Source organism: Streptomyces sp. NPDC111507 (assembly GCF_055638955.1).
The window spans coordinates 219,870-234,554 of sequence record NZ_JBVKBU010000013.1 but is presented as its reverse complement, the minus strand read 5'-3'; the positions used below and the strand labels follow the sequence as shown (position 1 = coordinate 234,554).

General features: G+C 72.3%; 16 protein-coding genes and 1 pseudogene. 9 read left to right on the top strand and 8 right to left on the bottom strand.

Going from position 1 to position 14,685, the window contains the following annotated elements; all coding sequences use genetic code 11:
- Nucleotides 1-19: 19 nt before the first annotated feature.
- Genes ACZ7M2_RS38235 through ACZ7M2_RS38225 form a run of 3 tightly spaced genes read right to left on the bottom strand, consistent with a single transcriptional unit; the run spans nt 20 to nt 1,757 of the window.
- Nucleotides 20-457: a Rieske (2Fe-2S) protein gene (locus ACZ7M2_RS38235; protein WP_471599182.1), complete on the bottom strand. Its 438-nt coding sequence runs from the start codon at nt 455-457 to the stop codon at nt 20-22.
- Entirely contained in the window at nt 454-1,038 is a 585-nt protein-coding gene (locus tag ACZ7M2_RS38230) for a DUF6529 family protein (RefSeq protein WP_471599181.1), read from the bottom strand. The genes ACZ7M2_RS38235 and ACZ7M2_RS38230 overlap by 4 nt, the downstream gene beginning before the upstream one ends.
- A 50-nt stretch (nt 1,039-1,088) precedes the next feature.
- Entirely contained in the window at nt 1,089-1,757 is a 669-nt protein-coding gene (locus tag ACZ7M2_RS38225; RefSeq protein WP_471599208.1) for a hypothetical protein, read from the bottom strand.
- Between the two features lie 224 nt (nt 1,758-1,981).
- On the opposite strand from ACZ7M2_RS38225, the gene ACZ7M2_RS38220 reads away from it, so the two are divergent.
- The 6 genes from ACZ7M2_RS38220 (at nt 1,982) to der (ending at nt 7,113) form a co-directional block, all read left to right on the top strand.
- Nucleotides 1,982-2,416 (top strand): YidB family protein, encoded by a 435-nt coding sequence (locus tag ACZ7M2_RS38220; RefSeq protein WP_471599180.1) that lies wholly within the window; start codon nt 1,982-1,984, stop codon nt 2,414-2,416.
- Nucleotides 2,417-2,571: 155 nt separating this feature from the next.
- Nucleotides 2,572-2,934: a chorismate mutase gene (aroH, locus tag ACZ7M2_RS38215; RefSeq protein WP_054234458.1), complete on the top strand. Its 363-nt coding sequence runs from the start codon at nt 2,572-2,574 to the stop codon at nt 2,932-2,934.
- Nucleotides 2,931-4,016, top strand: coding sequence for a prephenate dehydrogenase (locus tag ACZ7M2_RS38210; protein ID WP_471599179.1), 1,086 nt, complete (start codon nt 2,931-2,933; stop codon nt 4,014-4,016). The genes aroH and ACZ7M2_RS38210 overlap by 4 nt, the downstream gene beginning before the upstream one ends.
- Before the next feature lie 168 nt (nt 4,017-4,184).
- Entirely contained in the window at nt 4,185-4,880 is a 696-nt protein-coding gene (gene cmk / locus ACZ7M2_RS38205) for a (d)CMP kinase (protein WP_471599178.1), read from the top strand.
- Nucleotides 4,838-5,551: a lysophospholipid acyltransferase family protein gene (locus tag ACZ7M2_RS38200; RefSeq protein ID WP_352051367.1), complete on the top strand. Its 714-nt coding sequence runs from the start codon at nt 4,838-4,840 to the stop codon at nt 5,549-5,551. Before cmk ends, ACZ7M2_RS38200 begins: the two co-directional genes overlap by 43 nt.
- Before the next feature lie 77 nt (nt 5,552-5,628).
- Nucleotides 5,629-7,113 carry a ribosome biogenesis GTPase Der gene (gene der, locus ACZ7M2_RS38195; protein WP_352051368.1) on the top strand — a complete coding sequence of 495 codons (1,485 nt, stop codon included), beginning with the start codon at nt 5,629-5,631 and terminating at the stop codon, nt 7,111-7,113.
- A gap of 63 nt (nt 7,114-7,176) precedes the next feature.
- Here der and ACZ7M2_RS38190 read toward each other — a convergent pair whose 3' ends face one another.
- A complete protein-coding gene (locus tag ACZ7M2_RS38190; protein ID WP_471599177.1) occupies nt 7,177-7,584 on the bottom strand; it encodes a hypothetical protein in 408 nt (135 codons plus the stop codon).
- A gap of 165 nt (nt 7,585-7,749) precedes the next feature.
- On the bottom strand, nt 7,750-8,523 hold the full coding sequence (locus tag ACZ7M2_RS38185) for a hypothetical protein (protein WP_471599176.1): 774 nt from the start codon (nt 8,521-8,523) through the stop codon (nt 7,750-7,752).
- A 539-nt stretch (nt 8,524-9,062) separates the two neighbouring features.
- Between ACZ7M2_RS38185 and ACZ7M2_RS38180 the strand changes: the two genes are divergently transcribed.
- Both ACZ7M2_RS38180 and ACZ7M2_RS38175 read left to right on the top strand, forming a co-directional pair.
- Complete coding sequence (locus ACZ7M2_RS38180; protein WP_471599175.1) at nt 9,063-9,767, top strand: transglycosylase family protein; 705 nt, start codon at nt 9,063-9,065, stop codon at nt 9,765-9,767.
- A 209-nt stretch (nt 9,768-9,976) separates the two neighbouring features.
- Nucleotides 9,977-10,132: pseudogene (locus tag ACZ7M2_RS38175) on the top strand (transglycosylase family protein); the annotation flags it as partial.
- On the opposite strand, the gene ACZ7M2_RS38170 reads toward ACZ7M2_RS38175, so the two are convergent.
- The 3 genes from ACZ7M2_RS38170 to ACZ7M2_RS38160 are packed head-to-tail and all read right to left on the bottom strand — an operon-like array spanning nt 10,129 to nt 14,005.
- The gene (locus ACZ7M2_RS38170; protein ID WP_471599174.1) at nt 10,129-10,785 is read right to left on the bottom strand and encodes an ATP-binding cassette domain-containing protein; all 657 of its coding nucleotides are present in this window, start codon (nt 10,783-10,785) and stop codon (nt 10,129-10,131) included. The pseudogene ACZ7M2_RS38175 and the gene ACZ7M2_RS38170 sit on opposite strands and share 4 nt — an antisense overlap.
- Nucleotides 10,782-13,511 (bottom strand): ABC transporter permease subunit, encoded by a 2,730-nt coding sequence (locus ACZ7M2_RS38165; RefSeq protein WP_471599173.1) that lies wholly within the window; start codon nt 13,509-13,511, stop codon nt 10,782-10,784. The genes ACZ7M2_RS38170 and ACZ7M2_RS38165 overlap by 4 nt, the downstream gene beginning before the upstream one ends.
- Nucleotides 13,511-14,005, bottom strand: coding sequence for a hypothetical protein (locus tag ACZ7M2_RS38160; RefSeq protein WP_471599172.1), 495 nt, complete (start codon nt 14,003-14,005; stop codon nt 13,511-13,513). Before ACZ7M2_RS38160 ends, ACZ7M2_RS38165 begins: the two co-directional genes overlap by 1 nt.
- Before the next feature lie 131 nt (nt 14,006-14,136).
- Here ACZ7M2_RS38160 and ACZ7M2_RS38155 point away from each other — a divergent pair, with 131 nt between their 5' ends.
- Entirely contained in the window at nt 14,137-14,679 is a 543-nt protein-coding gene (locus tag ACZ7M2_RS38155) for an MTB12 C-terminal domain-containing protein (protein ID WP_471599171.1), read from the top strand.
- The last annotated feature ends 6 nt before the right edge of the window (nt 14,680-14,685 follow it).

Below are 14,685 nucleotides of genomic sequence, written 5' to 3'. Positions count from 1 at the left end.
CCGGAGCGTACGTGCCCGCTCACGCCAGGAAGATCGAATTTCCCTTCACCGTGATCTTCTTCGCGGGCAGGGGGCGTGGGGCCGGCCCATGGACCACCGAGGCGTCGGTGATGCGGTATTTGCTGCCGTGGCAGGGGCAGTCGATGGTGCCGTCGGCGACCTTGTTCACCGTGCAGCCCTGATGGGTGCAGATCGCCGAGAAGGCCTTGAACTCGCCCTTCTTCGGCTGGGTGACCACGACCTTCTGGTCCTTGAAGACCTTGCCGCCGCCGACCGGGATGTCGCTCTTCTCGGCGAGTTCCTTGCCGGGCGAGGGCTTGGAGGAGGCGATCGGGGAGGGGGTCGCGGTGGGAGCGGAGGCCGGCGAGCTGTTGCTGTCGCCGTACTTGCTGCACCCCGCGAGCAGGAAGGCCGCGCCCGTTCCGAGAACCGTGCGCCGAGCCGGGGGGTTCGTCATGTCGTCACTCCGAACGTACGGAAGAACCAGAGAGCCGACGTCAGCCAGATGGCCGTGAGGACGACGAAGACGAGTCCTCCGACCAGGGGCAGCAGCCAGCCGGGCAGTCGCTCCGAGCGGAGCAAGAGCATTTTGGCACTAAATGCACCGAAGAAGAAGCAACCCAGGAGCGAATGCCACATCACCCGCGGTTCGTACGTCTGATAGCCCAACGCGTACAGGCAGTGCACCGCGACCGGCACCGCCACCAGGAACGCGACCCGTCCCGACCAGCGATGCAGCGTCGGCGCCCAGCTGGGCCCGGGCAGCTTCCCGTAGACCATGAATGCCGAGACCAACTGGACCAGCGCGAAGCCGAAGGCCGTCGTCGCCAGCCACGACTTCACCGCGCCCGTGCTGCTGAAGCCCGCCAGGTTGAAGGCGGTCCCCGCCGGGTGGTGCCCCTTGCCGTAGGCGCCGAGGCCGACCGCGACCGCCGCGGCGACCAGGGCGGGGACGAGATAGCGGGCCGCGCCCGGGCGGCGGTGGGCGGGCGGGGGAGAGGGGAAGCCCTGGGTGGCGGCGTTCGGATCCACGGTCATATCGGCTCCCGATCAGGAAAGGGTTCACGAACGGGTCTTGGAGCAACGGGTCATGGAGTGACGGGCGAGGCGGTGAGTGTCTGTCCGTCGACCGTCACCGTGCCGGTCCGGGGGTCGATCGTCGGCGCCGCCGCGGGCTTGCCGTCCCGGTCGAGGATGCCGACTTGCTTGCCGCCGGGCAGCACGATCCAGCCGCCGTCGAGCTTGGCGCCGCGCACGCCGGCGGTCGCGCGGTAGAGCCCGGACGGCTTGACCGCCTTGTCGGCGGTGAACGCGTAGCGCTGCCCGCCGAGGTCGACGGTGCCGCGGATGCTCCTGCCGTCCTTGAGCGTGCCGTTCAGTTTGGCGCCGTTCTTGCCGGTGAGCCGCATGGTGCCGTCGTCCTTGACGTCGCCCTTCAGCCACGACTCCTTGCTCCGGCCGTCGCAGAAGTACGCGATCGCCCTGCCACCCCGCAGGGAGACCGCGACCGCGGAGGAGTTGTCGTCGGTGCGGCCCGCGTAGTCGGCGTTCGGCGGCGCGCTCTTCGTAGGGGGCGGGGGGCTCGACGACGGCGGCGTAGTGGTGGGTGGCGGGCTCGTCCGCGGCGTGGCGCTGGGTGAGGCCTCCTGGGACGAGGAGGACGCGTTCGTCGTCCCCGTCGTCGCGTTGAGCGTCAGCATGAACACGGCGAGCAGGAGCCCCGCCAGAAGGGTGAGCAGCGGTCCTGGGCGTTTCATACGGGCCATGCGGGCCTCCCCCGAGGCGGGTCTCCTGCCATGAGAGCGGACCCGTGCCCCGGCGTCCAGAGGCGCACGGGTGTGTTCTCACTACAAGTGGCGGAACAGGGCGATTCGGGTCACATTGGCGGAGGCCCGGGCCTGGCGGTGGTCTGCCTCCGGTCGCACTCCCGAAGGACACTCTCCAGACACTCCCCGAAACGCACCTCTCGAAAGGCGTGACCATGGCGGGTAACGATCTCGGCGGCCTGCTCGGCGGTCTCCTCGGCGGAGGCGGCCAGGGCGGTACCGGCGGTTCCGGCGCGGGCAACATCCTCGGCGCGCTGCTCGGCGCCCTGGGCGGCGGTGGTGGCCAGGCGGCCGGCGGCAATCCTCTGGGCGGCCTGCTCGACATGCTCACCAAGTCGGGTCTGATGGACCAGGCCCAGTCGTGGATCGGCACGGGCGAGAACAAGCCCGTCAGCGGTGAGCAGATCGCCCAGGCCCTGCCCGACAACACCCTCCAGGAGGTCGCCGCACAGGCCGGCGTCAGCCAGCAGGAGGCCGCGGACCAGATCGCCCAGCACCTGCCCCAGGCGGTCGACAAACTGACTCCGGGCGGAGAGCTGCCGCAGCCGGGCGCCTCCCTGGAGGACCTCATCAAGCAGCAGTCGCTCTGAGACGTGCTTCTTTCCGTGCGCGGCGGCCGTCTCGTCAGGCGGGCGTCGCGCACTCGCGCGTTGCGGCCTGACTACGCTGGTGTGACAAGACGAGACACGACGACATACGACGAGATACGACAGGTACGTAGCTCGGCTCAGCGAGGAGTGACACCGTGGCGGTACGAGCGGTCCGGGGCGCCGTCCAACTGGAACGGGACGAGGCCGGCCACATGGACGAGCAGGTCAGCGAGCTGCTCACCGCCGTCCTGGAGCGCAACGGTCTCACCACCGACGACCTCATCAGCATCTGGTTCACCGCGACGCCCGATCTGCACAGCGACTTCCCGGCCGCCGCCGCCCGCAAGCTCGGCATCGTCGACGTACCGCTGATCTGTGCGCAGGAGCTGGACATCGAAGGCGCGATGCCCCGGGTCGTACGGGTCCTCGCGCACATCGAGTCCGACAAGCCCCGCGCCGACATCGCGCACGTCTACCTGGGTGCCGCGGGCGCGCTGCGCAAGGACATCGCCCAGTGAGAACCGCGCTCGTCATCGGAACCGGGCTGATCGGTACGTCGGCGGCCCTCGCGCTCTCCCAGCGGGGCGTCATCGTCCACCTCACCGACCACGACCCGGAGCAGGCCCGTACGGCGGCCGCGCTCGGCGCCGGCACCGACGAGGCGCCCGGCGGGCCCGTGGACCTCGCGATCGTGGCGGCACCGCCGGCGCACGTGGCGGCGACACTCGCGGACGCCATGCGGCGGGGAGTCGCGCGCGGCTACCTCGACGTGGCGAGCGTCAAGGGCGGACCGCGCCGCGAGCTGGAGGCGCTCGGCCTCGACCTCTCCGCGTACATCGGTTCGCACCCCATGTCGGGCCGCGAGAAGTCGGGTCCGCTGGCCGCGACGGGCGACCTCTTCGAAGGCCGCCCCTGGGTGCTCACCCCCACCCGGGACACGGACACCGAGGTCCTGAACCTCGCCCTCGAGCTGGTGTCGCACTGCCGTGCCGTCCCGGTCGTCATGGACGCCGACGCCCACGACCGCGCGGTCGCGCTCGTCTCCCACATGCCGCACCTGGTGTCCAGCATGGTCGCCGCGCGTCTGGAGAACGCGGAGGAGGCGGCGGTACGGCTGTGCGGGCAGGGCATCCGTGACGTGACCCGGATCGCGGCCTCCGACCCCCGGATGTGGATCGACATCCTCTCCGCGAACCCGGGCCCGGTCGCCGATCTCCTCGCGGACGTCTCCGCCGACCTCGACGAGACCGTCCAGGCCCTGCGGGCCCTCCAGTCCTCCGACGAGGCCAAGCGGCGCGAGGGCGCGGGCGGCATCGAGGACGTCCTGCGCCGCGGCAACGCGGGCCAGGTCCGCGTCCCCGGCAAGCACGGTGCCGCGCCTCTGACGTACGAGACGGTGGCCGTCCTCATCGACGACCAGCCCGGCCAGCTGGCCCGCATCTTCGCCGACGCGGGGGCCGCCGGGGTCAACATCGAGGACGTACGCATCGAGCACGCGACCGGACAGCAGGCCGGCCTCGTCCAGCTGATGGTGGACCCGAAGGCGGCACCGGTACTGAGCACGGCACTGCGGGAACGGGGCTGGGCGCTGCGGCAGTAGGGCCGTCGACTGGCCCGGGGCGGACTGCTCCGGGGCGACGTCGGCTCTGCCCGTGCGGTGGGCCCGGGAAGGGCCAGTAATGCGGGGTCTGGGGAGACAGTAACCTTGTGCTGGGCGCGATCGTGCCCCGCACAGACCTCCACCCCGCACCAGGAAGGTGTTCCCACCGTGGAAAACGGCGCCGCCCGGCCCGCCCCGGCAGTGATTGTCGCCATCGACGGCCCCTCCGGCACGGGCAAGTCGAGCACCTCCAAGGCCGTGGCCGCGAAGCTGGGCCTCAGCTACCTGGACACGGGCGCGCAGTACCGGGCGATCACCTGGTGGATGGTGACCAACGGCATCGACGTCACGGACCCGACCGCGATCGCCGACGTGGCAGGGAAGCCGGAGATCATCTCCGGGACCGACCCGTCCGCGCCGGCCATCACGGTCGACGGGGCCGACGTCGCGGGCCCGATCCGCACCCAGGAGGTCACCTCCAAGGTCAGCGCGGTCAGCGCGGTACCCGAGGTGCGCGCCCGGATCACCGAGCTGCAGCGTTCGATCGCGGCCACCGCCGAGCTGGGGATAGTCGTCGAGGGACGCGACATCGGCACCACCGTGCTGCCGGACGCCGATCTGAAGATCTTCCTCACCGCTTCCCCGGAGGCGCGTGCCTCCCGCCGCAGCGGTGAGCTGAAGGGCGCGGACGTCAACAGCACCCGCGAGGCGCTGCTCAAGCGGGACGCCGCCGACTCCAGCCGTAAGGCCTCCCCCCTCGCCAAGGCGGACGACGCGGTCGAGGTGGACACCTCCGACCTCACGCTCCAGCAGGTCATCGAGTGCGTCGTCACCCTCGTCGAGGAGAAGCGGGCCGCCAAGTGACCGCACCCTCCGAGAGAGGCGCCGAGGTAGGCCGTCGTATCGGCGTCGGCCTGATGTACGGGCTGTGGAAGCCGCGCGTGCTCGGTGCCTGGAAGGTCCCCGCGACCGGCCCGGCGATCCTGGCCGTGAACCACTCGCACAACATCGACGGCCCGATGGTCATGGGCGTGGCGCCCCGCCCCACCCACTTCCTGATCAAGAAGGAAGCCTTCATCGGCCCGCTCGACCCCTTCCTGCTCGCCATCGGCCAGCTGAAGGTGGACCGTGAGACCACCGACCGCACCGCCATCACCGACGCCCTCGGCGTCCTGTCGTCCGGGGGCGTGCTCGGGATCTTCCCGGAGGGCACCCGCGGCGAGGGCGACTTCGCCTCGCTGCGTGCCGGACTGGCGTACTTCGCGGTCCGCTCCGGCGCGCCGATCGTCCCGGTGGCGGTCCTGGGAAGTTCCGAGAAGAGCAGCAGGCTGACCAAGGCGCTGCCCCCGCTGCGCAGCCGGGTCGACGTCGTCTTCGGAGACCCCTTCGAGGCGGGCGACGGCAGCGGACGGCGTACCCGCAAGGCGCTGGACGAGGCGACCGCCCGCATCCAGAAGCAGCTGAGCGCCCACCTGGACCACGCCAGGCGTCTGACCGGACGCCCGGAAAACGCCGGGCGCCCCACCGGGCACTAGGCGACACTTGAGTAGTGGATCACCCGATATGCGGGCGGTCCACCGATCACCACGATGAACGACGAGGTACGGACTTCATGAACGACCACATCCAGCCCGACGGCTCGGCCGGCCCGGCCGAGCACGAGCACGGGGCGCTTGGCGATGCCGAGTACGCGGAGTTCATGGAGCTCGCCGCGGAAGAGGGCTTCGACATCGAGGACGTCGAGGGCGCGATCGACGAGGCGGGCCACGGCCCGCTGCCCGTCCTCGCCGTCGTCGGCCGGCCCAACGTCGGCAAGTCGACCCTGGTGAACCGGATCATCGGCCGCCGCGAGGCGGTCGTCGAGGACAAGCCCGGCGTCACCCGCGACCGCGTCACCTACGAGGCCGAGTGGGCGGGCCGCCGCTTCAAGCTCGTCGACACCGGCGGCTGGGAGCAGGACGTCCTCGGTATCGACGCGTCCGTGGCCGCGCAGGCCGAGTACGCGATCGAGGCCGCCGACGCGGTCGTCTTCGTCGTCGACGCCAAGGTCGGCGCGACCGACACCGACGAGGCGGTCGTACGCCTGCTCCGCAAGGCCGGCAAGCCCGTCGTCCTGTGCGCCAACAAGGTCGACGGCATGAGCGGCGAGTCCGACGCCTCGTACCTCTGGGCCCTCGGTCTCGGCGAGCCGCACCCCGTGTCCGCGCTGCACGGCCGCGGCACCGGCGACATGCTGGACGCCGTCCTTGAGGCGCTGCCCGAGGCTCCGGCGCAGACCTTCGGCACCGCGGTGGGCGGCCCCCGCCGCATCGCCCTCATCGGCCGCCCGAACGTCGGCAAGTCCTCCCTGCTGAACAAGGTGGCGAACGAGGACCGTGTGGTCGTCAACGAGGTCGCGGGCACCACCCGTGACCCGGTCGACGAGCTCATCGAACTAGGCGGCATCACCTGGAAGTTCGTCGACACGGCGGGCATCCGCAAGCGCGTCCACCTCCAGCAGGGCGCGGACTACTACGCCTCGCTGCGCACCGCCGCCGCCGTCGAGAAGGCCGAGGTCGCGGTCATCCTGATCGACGCGTCCGAGACCATCTCCGTACAGGACCAGCGCATCGTGACGATGGCCGTCGAGGCGGGCCGCGCGATCGTCCTCGCCTTCAACAAGTGGGACACCCTCGACGAGGAGCGCCGCTACTACCTGGAGCGGGAGATCGAGACCGAGCTCCTCCAGGTGGCGTGGGCGCCCCGGGTGAACGTCTCGGCGCGCACCGGACGGCACATGGAGAAGCTCGTCCCCGCGATCGAGGCGGCCCTGGACGGCTGGGAGACCCGCGTCCCGACCGGCCGTCTGAACGCCTTCCTCGGCGAGCTCGTCGCCGCCCACCCCCACCCGGTCCGCGGCGGCAAGCAGCCCCGCATCCTCTTCGGGACGCAGGCCGGCACCAAGCCCCCGCGGTTCGTGCTCTTCGCCTCCGGCTTCATCGAGCACGGCTACCGGCGCTTCATCGAGCGCCGGCTGCGCGAGGAGTTCGGCTTCGAGGGGACGCCGATCCACATCTCCGTACGGGTGCGTGAGAAGCGCGGCGCCAAGAAGAAGTGACGTAGCGACAGGTGAGGGGCGGCTCCCGGGGGAGCCGCCCCTCACCTGTTCAACCGTTTCTGCTCACAGCCCCCTGCGGGGCGCGGGTGGCAGTGCGGCCGGGATGGGGTGCAGTCCCGTACCGTGCTGGCGCGCCACCGGCTGCCAGACGCCGGTCGTCGACGCGCCGTGACCGTGCTGGGAGCCGCCGTTGCGCGCGGAGTACGCCCCCGCGCTGTAGGAGCTGTACGACGAGGGGTACGAGGATCCGCCGTACGCGCTGGAACCCTGTGTCAGGATCCCGAAGGCCGTGAAGCCGAGCTGGTCCTCACCGTGGCGGTCGCCGGGCAGGGCCCTGAACGATCTGACCCACTCGGCGTAGAGCGCGTCATAGATCGGCGTGGCCGAGGGGCCGCCCGGAGGATCCTGAGCCGCTCGCGCGGCCGGGATCGGCTGGAAGGGCTGGCGGCGGGGGGCGTCGTAGGTGTGCACGTATGTGCCAACGACCCCACAGCCCAACAGATGCGGTCACACCTTTGCTTCCCCCCACCCTGCCAGGGGCGGGGCCCTTCAGGGGCGCGGGGAACTGCGCGACCAGCCGCACACGACCCGCAGCCGACCACGCACCCCCGCACCCGGCTCAACCCGGTGGAACGCTCACGTTCCGGCGAGCGGCATCGCGGCAGCCACCAACTTCCCGTTCGCCGCCGCCTTGTCCAGCGCGTCCCGCAGCAGATCCTCCCGCGGCTGCCGCCCGATCGACCCGACCGGCGCCGCGAACAGCAGCACCTGCTGGTGCTTGTTGGCGGCGGCCCGCCAGCTCTCCGCGACCTGGAGCGCCTGGTGTGCCTGCCACCAGGCGACGGGCGAGCCGCCCCCCGTGCCCGGCTGGAGCACGGCGTGCAGCTGCCCCATGGCGAGCAGTACGGACCACCCGTGCAGCACCGGCGGCACCGAGCTCAGCTCGGTCACCGGCATGAACCCCTGTTCGATGAGGAGCGGCAGGAAGTCGTCACCGATGTCCGTCGAGCCGGGCCGCACGATGGGCCCCGTGGGCTCGACGACGAGCGCGGGGTGCAACTCGCCGCTGATCAGGACGAGTCCGCTGGTGACGCCGAGCACGGCCTGCTCGGGCGCGGCCTGGGCGGGCACACCGTCGGGGTTGATCGAGCGGACGGCGCCCTGGAGTTGCTCCTCGGTGACCTGGACGACCTGTGAGGGCAGACAGGTGGCGTGGGCGAAGGCGAGGACGGCGGTCTCGTCGCCGATGAACAGGACGGTGCTGGTGCGCTCCTGTTCCGAGTCGCCCGGGGTGCGGCAGGACGTGCAGTCGTAACTGCCCGGGGTGTTCTCTCCGGCGAGCAGCCGGTCGGCTTCTTCGTCGCCGATCTCGGCGCGTACGTCGTCGCTGACGTCGAGCATGCGCGGCACGGGTGGCTCCTCGGGATGCGGTGCGTGGCGATGCCGGGTGGCTCCCGGCCCATGAATCCGGGGGTCCCGGCTCATGAAGATGACAACGGGCGATCTGTGGCCGGAGTCACGCCCGGGAGCGAACGGAATCGAACCATCCGACGCGCAGGGTGATCCCTTGTGCGGAATCTGTTACTCCGAGCCAACTTCGTTCGTGTTCAAGGAAGTTGGTTCCGTGAAGTGGGTCACAGGTCACTTGAGCGGCTGGTCGACAAATCCTGAAATCAGCCTATGAAGTGGGTGGCCGAAAATCGCCGATACTCGCGGTAACTGTGAACTGGCCTCGAATGACATGGAGTTGGTTGATATCGGGGCGACCGTGTCCATAGATTTCTCGGCCGTGTGCACAGAGCACCGCTCGGGTACGTCCGCCGGCCGAACCGTACGACTGGTTCGCAGCACCACCTCCGGCGGACGGGGCGGAGCACGACGACCGCGTCCTACGCGCAGGAAGTCGCGCCCCGCCTTGGGGGATCCCGGGTGTTTCGAGAGGGAACTACATGTCCGCATGTGCCGATAACACTCGTAAGGTTCGTACGACGCGTACGACGGCGGTCCTCACCGGGGCGGCTCTGCTCGCCCCGCTCGGACTGCTCGCCGCGACCGGCAACGCCGCCGCGGCCGACAGCGGAGTGTGGGACCGCATCGCCCAGTGCGAGAGCGGCGGGAACTGGCACATCAACACCGGCAACGGCTACTACGGAGGACTGCAGTTCTCCGCCGGCACCTGGCGGGCGTACGGCGGTACGGCCTACGCGTCGACCGCCGACAAGGCCTCCAAGGGTGCCCAGATAGCCGTTGCCACCAAGGTCCAGAACGCACAGGGATGGGGCGCTTGGCCCACCTGTTCGGCGCGGGCCGGAGCGTACGGCAACGCGCCCGCGTCCTCGGGTGCCGGGTCGTCCGGAGGGTCGGCCACCACGAAGTCGGCACCCAAGGCCGCACCCAAGTCGACATCGAAGTCGACTCCCACCAAGTCGACGACCAAGTCGGCCCCCGCACAGGCGTCCGAGGCCCCGGCGCGCGCATCCGGCCACACGAACCGCGCGGCGTCCCGCGGTGACTACACCGTCCGCGGCGGCGACACCCTGAGCGGCATCGCGGAGCGGCACGGAACGACCTGGCGGAAGATCTACGCCGCCAACCGGGCGGTCATCGGTGGTGACCCCGACCTGATCATGCCCGGCCAGCGGCTCGACCTCTGAGCCCCGGCTCCACCCCGCCGCCCCACCCGGTCCTCCGACCGGGTGGGGTCCCGGGCGCGGCGGGGCGGACGTGCCCGGTGTGCTGTCCAGCGTGACCCGATGCACCTCGAGCCGACGCCGGCGCCCCTGTTGAACAAGCGCATGCGGTACGTGGCCGCGACCGTGGTCGCCGCCACCCTGGCCGCCCTCGTTCCCGCGAGGGCGGCCGTCGCGTCCCGCGCGCGGATCTGGCCCGGCGGGAGGAACAGATCAAGATCGCCAGACTGGTGGTGGACGCCCAGGGGTGGGATGCCTGGCCCGTCTGTGCCAAGAGGTACAAACTCCGGGACCGCACACGCGTGGTGAACCCCGGTCGGACGTTCTAGGCCTGCCGGCGGCGCACTTCGGCCGCCTCTCCACTGAACGCGACCGAGCCCCGGCTCAGTTCATGGACGTAGGTCGTACGGCCCGTCCGTTCGCGCAGACCGGGCGGCAGCCGCTGCTCGGCGACCACCACGCACGCGTCGAGGCCGCCGAGGAGTTCGTACGTGCGGGCCGCGACCGCCGGTGACATGCCCTGCGCGGGCTCGTCGACGAGCACCACGCGCGCGGGTGCCAGCAGGGCGCGGGAGAGGGCGAGCATGCGCTGCTCGCCCCCGGAGAGGGTGCCGGCGCGGCGCGGAAGGAGGGGCTCCAACTGCGGATAGGCGACGAGGACGGGAGCGAAGTCGGGCGCGGTCAGCTCCAGGTGCTCGCGGACCGTGAGCGAGCCGAAGACGGCCCGGCGCTCCGGGACCAGGCACAACCCGCGCCGGGCCCGTTCGAAGGCGGGCAGCCGGGTCACGTCCACCCCGTCCCAGACGACCGTGCCGCCGGACAGCGGCACGGTTCCCGCGAGGGCGCGCAGGGCGGTCGTACGGCCCGAGCCGTTGCGGCCGAGCAGCACGGTGAGGCCGGGGCCGGGCGCGACCAGCGTCACGCCGTGCAGGGCTTCCAGGGGGCCGTAACGCACGCGCGCGTGGCGCAGGGAGATGTTCATCCGCGCCCCCGTTCCAGTACGTGGCCGGCGGGGCCGGAGGTGACGACGCGTCCGGCGGTCATGACATGGACGACGTCGGCGAGGCCGGCGACCAGATCGAGGTCGTGCTCGACGACCAGCAGGGCCGTGCCGTCCGCGGCGAGCGCGCGCAGCACCCGGGCCAGCGCGGCCACTTCGGCGGTGTCCAGGCCCGCGGCGGGCTCGTCGAGCAGCAGCACACGCGGACTTCCCGCGAGGGCCCGCGCCAGCTCGACGCGTCTGAGCGTCCCGGTCGGCAGTCCCCCGGCGGGCAGCGCGCGGACCGGCCCGTCGAGCCCGAACAGCCGCAACGCCCGTTCCGCCGCGGCGGGATCGGCGATCCGGCCCTGCTCCGCCCCCACCTGGACGTTCTCGGCCACCGTCAACGAGGGGAAGACGGCCAGTTGCTGGAAGGTCCGCGCGATGCCGAGCCGGGTCCGGGCGTGCGCGGTGAGCCGGGTGATGTCCCGTTCGCCGAACAGCACCCTGCCGTGCGAGGGCCGGAGTGTTCCGGCGAGGCAGTGGAACAGGGTGCTCTTGCCGGCCCCGTTGGGCCCTACGACAGCGGTGACCCACCCAGGCCGGACCTCGAGATCGACCCCGTCGAGCGCGGTGAACCCGTCGTAGGCGACCCGTATCCGTCGGGCGAACAGGGATCCGGGCATCGGCACGGCCGGAGTGTGCGGGGCGCTCGGCCTGCGTGCTGTCGTGTCCCGCCCGGATGGTGCGGCTCCCCGGCCTCGGGCCGTCCTCGTGCGTCCGTCGGGACCCGGACGGTCACCGACGCCCGGTGGCGCGGCGGCGGGTTGCGGTTCGGTGCCGTCCGGCCGTCCGGCGGCGGGCCCCGTCTCCACCGCCCGCAGGCGCCGCCGCACCCGCGCCCCCAGCGGGGTCGGCGTCGCCCCGCGGCGCGGCCGGAGCCGGGACGTCGCCGTGCGCACGGCCTCGTACGGGCCACCGGGGAAGCGGCCGACGAACACGGCGAGGACCCCGATCAGCGCCGCGGCGACCCCGCCGCGCGCTCCCGCGTCGAGCCCCACCAGCAACGCCGCCGCGGCCAGCGCGCCGAGGGCGCTGTCGGCGCCGAGGACCACGACCGCCGCGAACCAGAGCAGCCCGCGCACCGGGTCGTACGCCGTCGCGTCGAAGGCGCGCACACCCATGCCGAGCATTCCCCCACCCAGCGCGGCCAGGGCGGCGCCCGCCACGAAGGCCGTCAGCTTCAGCGCGGGGACCCGTACACCCGCCGCGGAGGCGCCCGACGCGTGGTCGCGCATCGCGGCCAGGGCACGGCCCGTACGGCCCCGGCGCAGCGCCCCCGTCGCCAGCAGCGCGGCCGCCAGCAGCCCCAGTTCGAGCACGTAGTACGCGCGGTCGCCGTCGAAGCCCGCCGGGCGGTCCAGGGACAGCCCCGAGGTCGCGTAGGGCTGGGCGAAGACGAAACGGCTGACGCCCACCCCCACGGCGAACGTCGCCAGGGCCAGCGCCAGGCCGTGGCGGCTGATGGCCGGCCAGCCGGTCAGGACCCCGAGCGGGGCGACCAGCACCACCGCCACCGCCAGCGCGGCCAGTTCGGGCAGCCGGGGCAGTCCAGGGAAGCGGCCGGCGGCCAGCAGCGCGGTGAAGAGGGCGCCCAGACCCGCGTACGCCGCCTGCCCGAGGGAGATCTGACCGCCGCGGCCGGTCACCACGACCAGGGACAGGAGCACCACACCCAGCGCGGGCACCTGCACCGACGTGTGCAGGTCCGAGCCCGCGAGGCCGAGCGGCAGCAGGAACAGCACGACCGCGACGAGCCACGCGCCCGGCGGCGTCGCCACCCGGGCCGTCGCCGTACGCGGCAGGGCGTCCCGGTCGCCGATCCCCGGCAGGACGAGCGCCGCGACCAACAGGGCCACCACGAACAGGTTCGCGCCCACCGCCTGGAGCAGCGGCTCCGCCCAGCCCGACGGATGCAGCCGCGTCAGCTGACTCTGCGCGACCCCGAGACCCAGCGCCACCACGACGGCCACCGGCAGGCTGCGCATCCGGGCGGCGACGGCCACCGCCATCACCTCCATGACGAGCAACGGCATGCCGTACGGATCGAGTCGTATGTACGGCGCCAGGAGCACGCCCGTCAGGCCCGCCGTGAAGGAGCCGAACGCCCAGCCCGCGGCGGCCACCCGGTCCGCGTCGATGCCGCCGAGCACGGCGAGCGAGCGGTCGTCGACCACGGCCCGCAGCTCCGTGCCGAAGCGCGTCCAGCGCGTCACACCCCCCACCCCGGCCGCCAGCGCGACGGCGACCGCCAACTGCCCCCACGGGTCCGCCGGCACCAGCGTCGGCGCGTCCGCGAGCGCCCCGGTGCCCCACACCAGCGCGGCCCCGCCGACCAGCAGCACGAAGACGCCGAGAGACGCGACCAGCGTCTGCGCCGGGTCGCCGCCGAGGACGGACAGGGGGCGGAAGACGAACCGTTCCAGGGCCACGCCGATCGCGGGGGCCACCAACAACAGCGTCACCGCGGCACCGAGCGCGAGCGGCCAGCCCCACACCACCGTGAACTGCCGCAGCAGATACGCGCACACCATCGCGATCGCGCCGTGCGCGAAGTTCAGCACCCCGGTCGCCCGGTGGGTGACGACCAGCCCGATCCCGGTGAGCGCCGCCGCGCCGCCGACCGAGAGCCCGGCCAGCGTGAGGTCGTACGTCAGGGAACCGCTCATCACCGCTCCGGCGCGGGCGACCGCTCGGCCGCGGGCGGCTCACAGATCGGGCACGGGCCCAACTCCCCGCTCGCCAGCACCCGGGAGTCCACCGGCACGGCGGCCGGCTTCCCCGCGACCAGCGGGCAGTCCGCGCGGTGCCACAGCGTGCCCCCGGGGACCATCAACAGCTCCCCGCTGACCGCGAGCGGCGCGACGACGGCCTGTCCGGACCGCTCCGCGTCGGCGGGTTCGGCCGCCACCAGCAGCCCGTACAACTCCTCGACGCGCGCCGCCGCCAGGGCGCTCCTGCCGTGCGTGAGCAGCACCGCGCCCGCGACGATCAGCGCGGCCCCGGGAACCGTGCAGGACGCCAGGAAGGGCAACTGCCGTTCCGCGTACCGCTCGCCCGAGACGCCGTACCAGCCGATGACGCACAGCACCGCCCCGGCGGCCAGCGCGGCGCACCCGGCCCACAGCACGGGGTGCACGGTCCGCAGTCGAGTTGTCCGCATCCTGGCTCCCAGACGTCGTGTGGCTGTCTGTCTTCCAAGTCCGCCAATGGACTTGCACTATGCCTTCTGGAAGCTGACCCTGAAACCTCCGGGCGCGGTCGGCCCGGACCGACACCCGGTGGTGAGCCAGCATGGTTCTCGGGAGCGACCTCAGGCGGGACAACGGCCGGGGGGTGGCGGCGCTGGTCGTGTTCGTCCTCGCCGGGGCCCTCACGGCGTGCGGCGACAGCAGCGGCGGCGGGAGTTCGACTCCCGTGCCCACCCCCACCGTGGAGCGGCCCAGCAGCGCGTCGCCCAGCCCGACCGGGCCGGACGACCCGGCGGCGGCCGAGAACCAGGTCAGGCGGAACTGGGAGAAGTTCTTCTCCCCGTCCGTCCCCGTCAAGGACAAACTGAACTACCTGGAGAACGGCGACAGGATGACCACGGTCGTCCAGGGCTTCAGCGGCGACAAGCGCGGTCAGCAGGTCGCCGCCCAGGTCCAGAAGGTCGTGTTCACCGCGCCGGCCGTGGCCGAGGTGACGTACGCGCTGACCCTGAAGGGCGCGACCGCCCTGCCGAACGCCTCCGGGACGGCCGTCTACGAGAACGGCACCTGGAAGGTCTCCGACAACACCCTCTGCGCCCTGGTCGCGCTGAGCGGCGACGGATCCGCGACCCCGTCCGGCTGCTGACCCGCC

Coding starts and splice junctions, on each gene's coding strand:
- ACZ7M2_RS38235 (WP_471599182.1), bottom strand. CDS start 457: ATGACGAACCCCCCGGCTCGGCGCACGGTTCTCGGAACGGGCGCGGCC.
- ACZ7M2_RS38230 (WP_471599181.1), bottom strand. CDS start 1,038: ATGACCGTGGATCCGAACGCCGCCACCCAGGGCTTCCCCTCTCCCCCG.
- ACZ7M2_RS38225 (WP_471599208.1), bottom strand. CDS start 1,757: ATGAAACGCCCAGGACCGCTGCTCACCCTTCTGGCGGGGCTCCTGCTC.
- ACZ7M2_RS38220 (WP_471599180.1), top strand. CDS start 1,982: ATGGCGGGTAACGATCTCGGCGGCCTGCTCGGCGGTCTCCTCGGCGGA.
- der (WP_352051368.1), top strand. CDS start 5,629: ATGAACGACCACATCCAGCCCGACGGCTCGGCCGGCCCGGCCGAGCAC.
- ACZ7M2_RS38180 (WP_471599175.1), top strand. CDS start 9,063: ATGTCCGCATGTGCCGATAACACTCGTAAGGTTCGTACGACGCGTACG.
- ACZ7M2_RS38170 (WP_471599174.1), bottom strand. CDS start 10,785: ATGAACATCTCCCTGCGCCACGCGCGCGTGCGTTACGGCCCCCTGGAA.
- ACZ7M2_RS38165 (WP_471599173.1), bottom strand. CDS start 13,511: ATGAGCGGTTCCCTGACGTACGACCTCACGCTGGCCGGGCTCTCGGTC.
- ACZ7M2_RS38160 (WP_471599172.1), bottom strand. CDS start 14,005: ATGCGGACAACTCGACTGCGGACCGTGCACCCCGTGCTGTGGGCCGGG.
- ACZ7M2_RS38155 (WP_471599171.1), top strand. CDS start 14,137: ATGGTTCTCGGGAGCGACCTCAGGCGGGACAACGGCCGGGGGGTGGCG.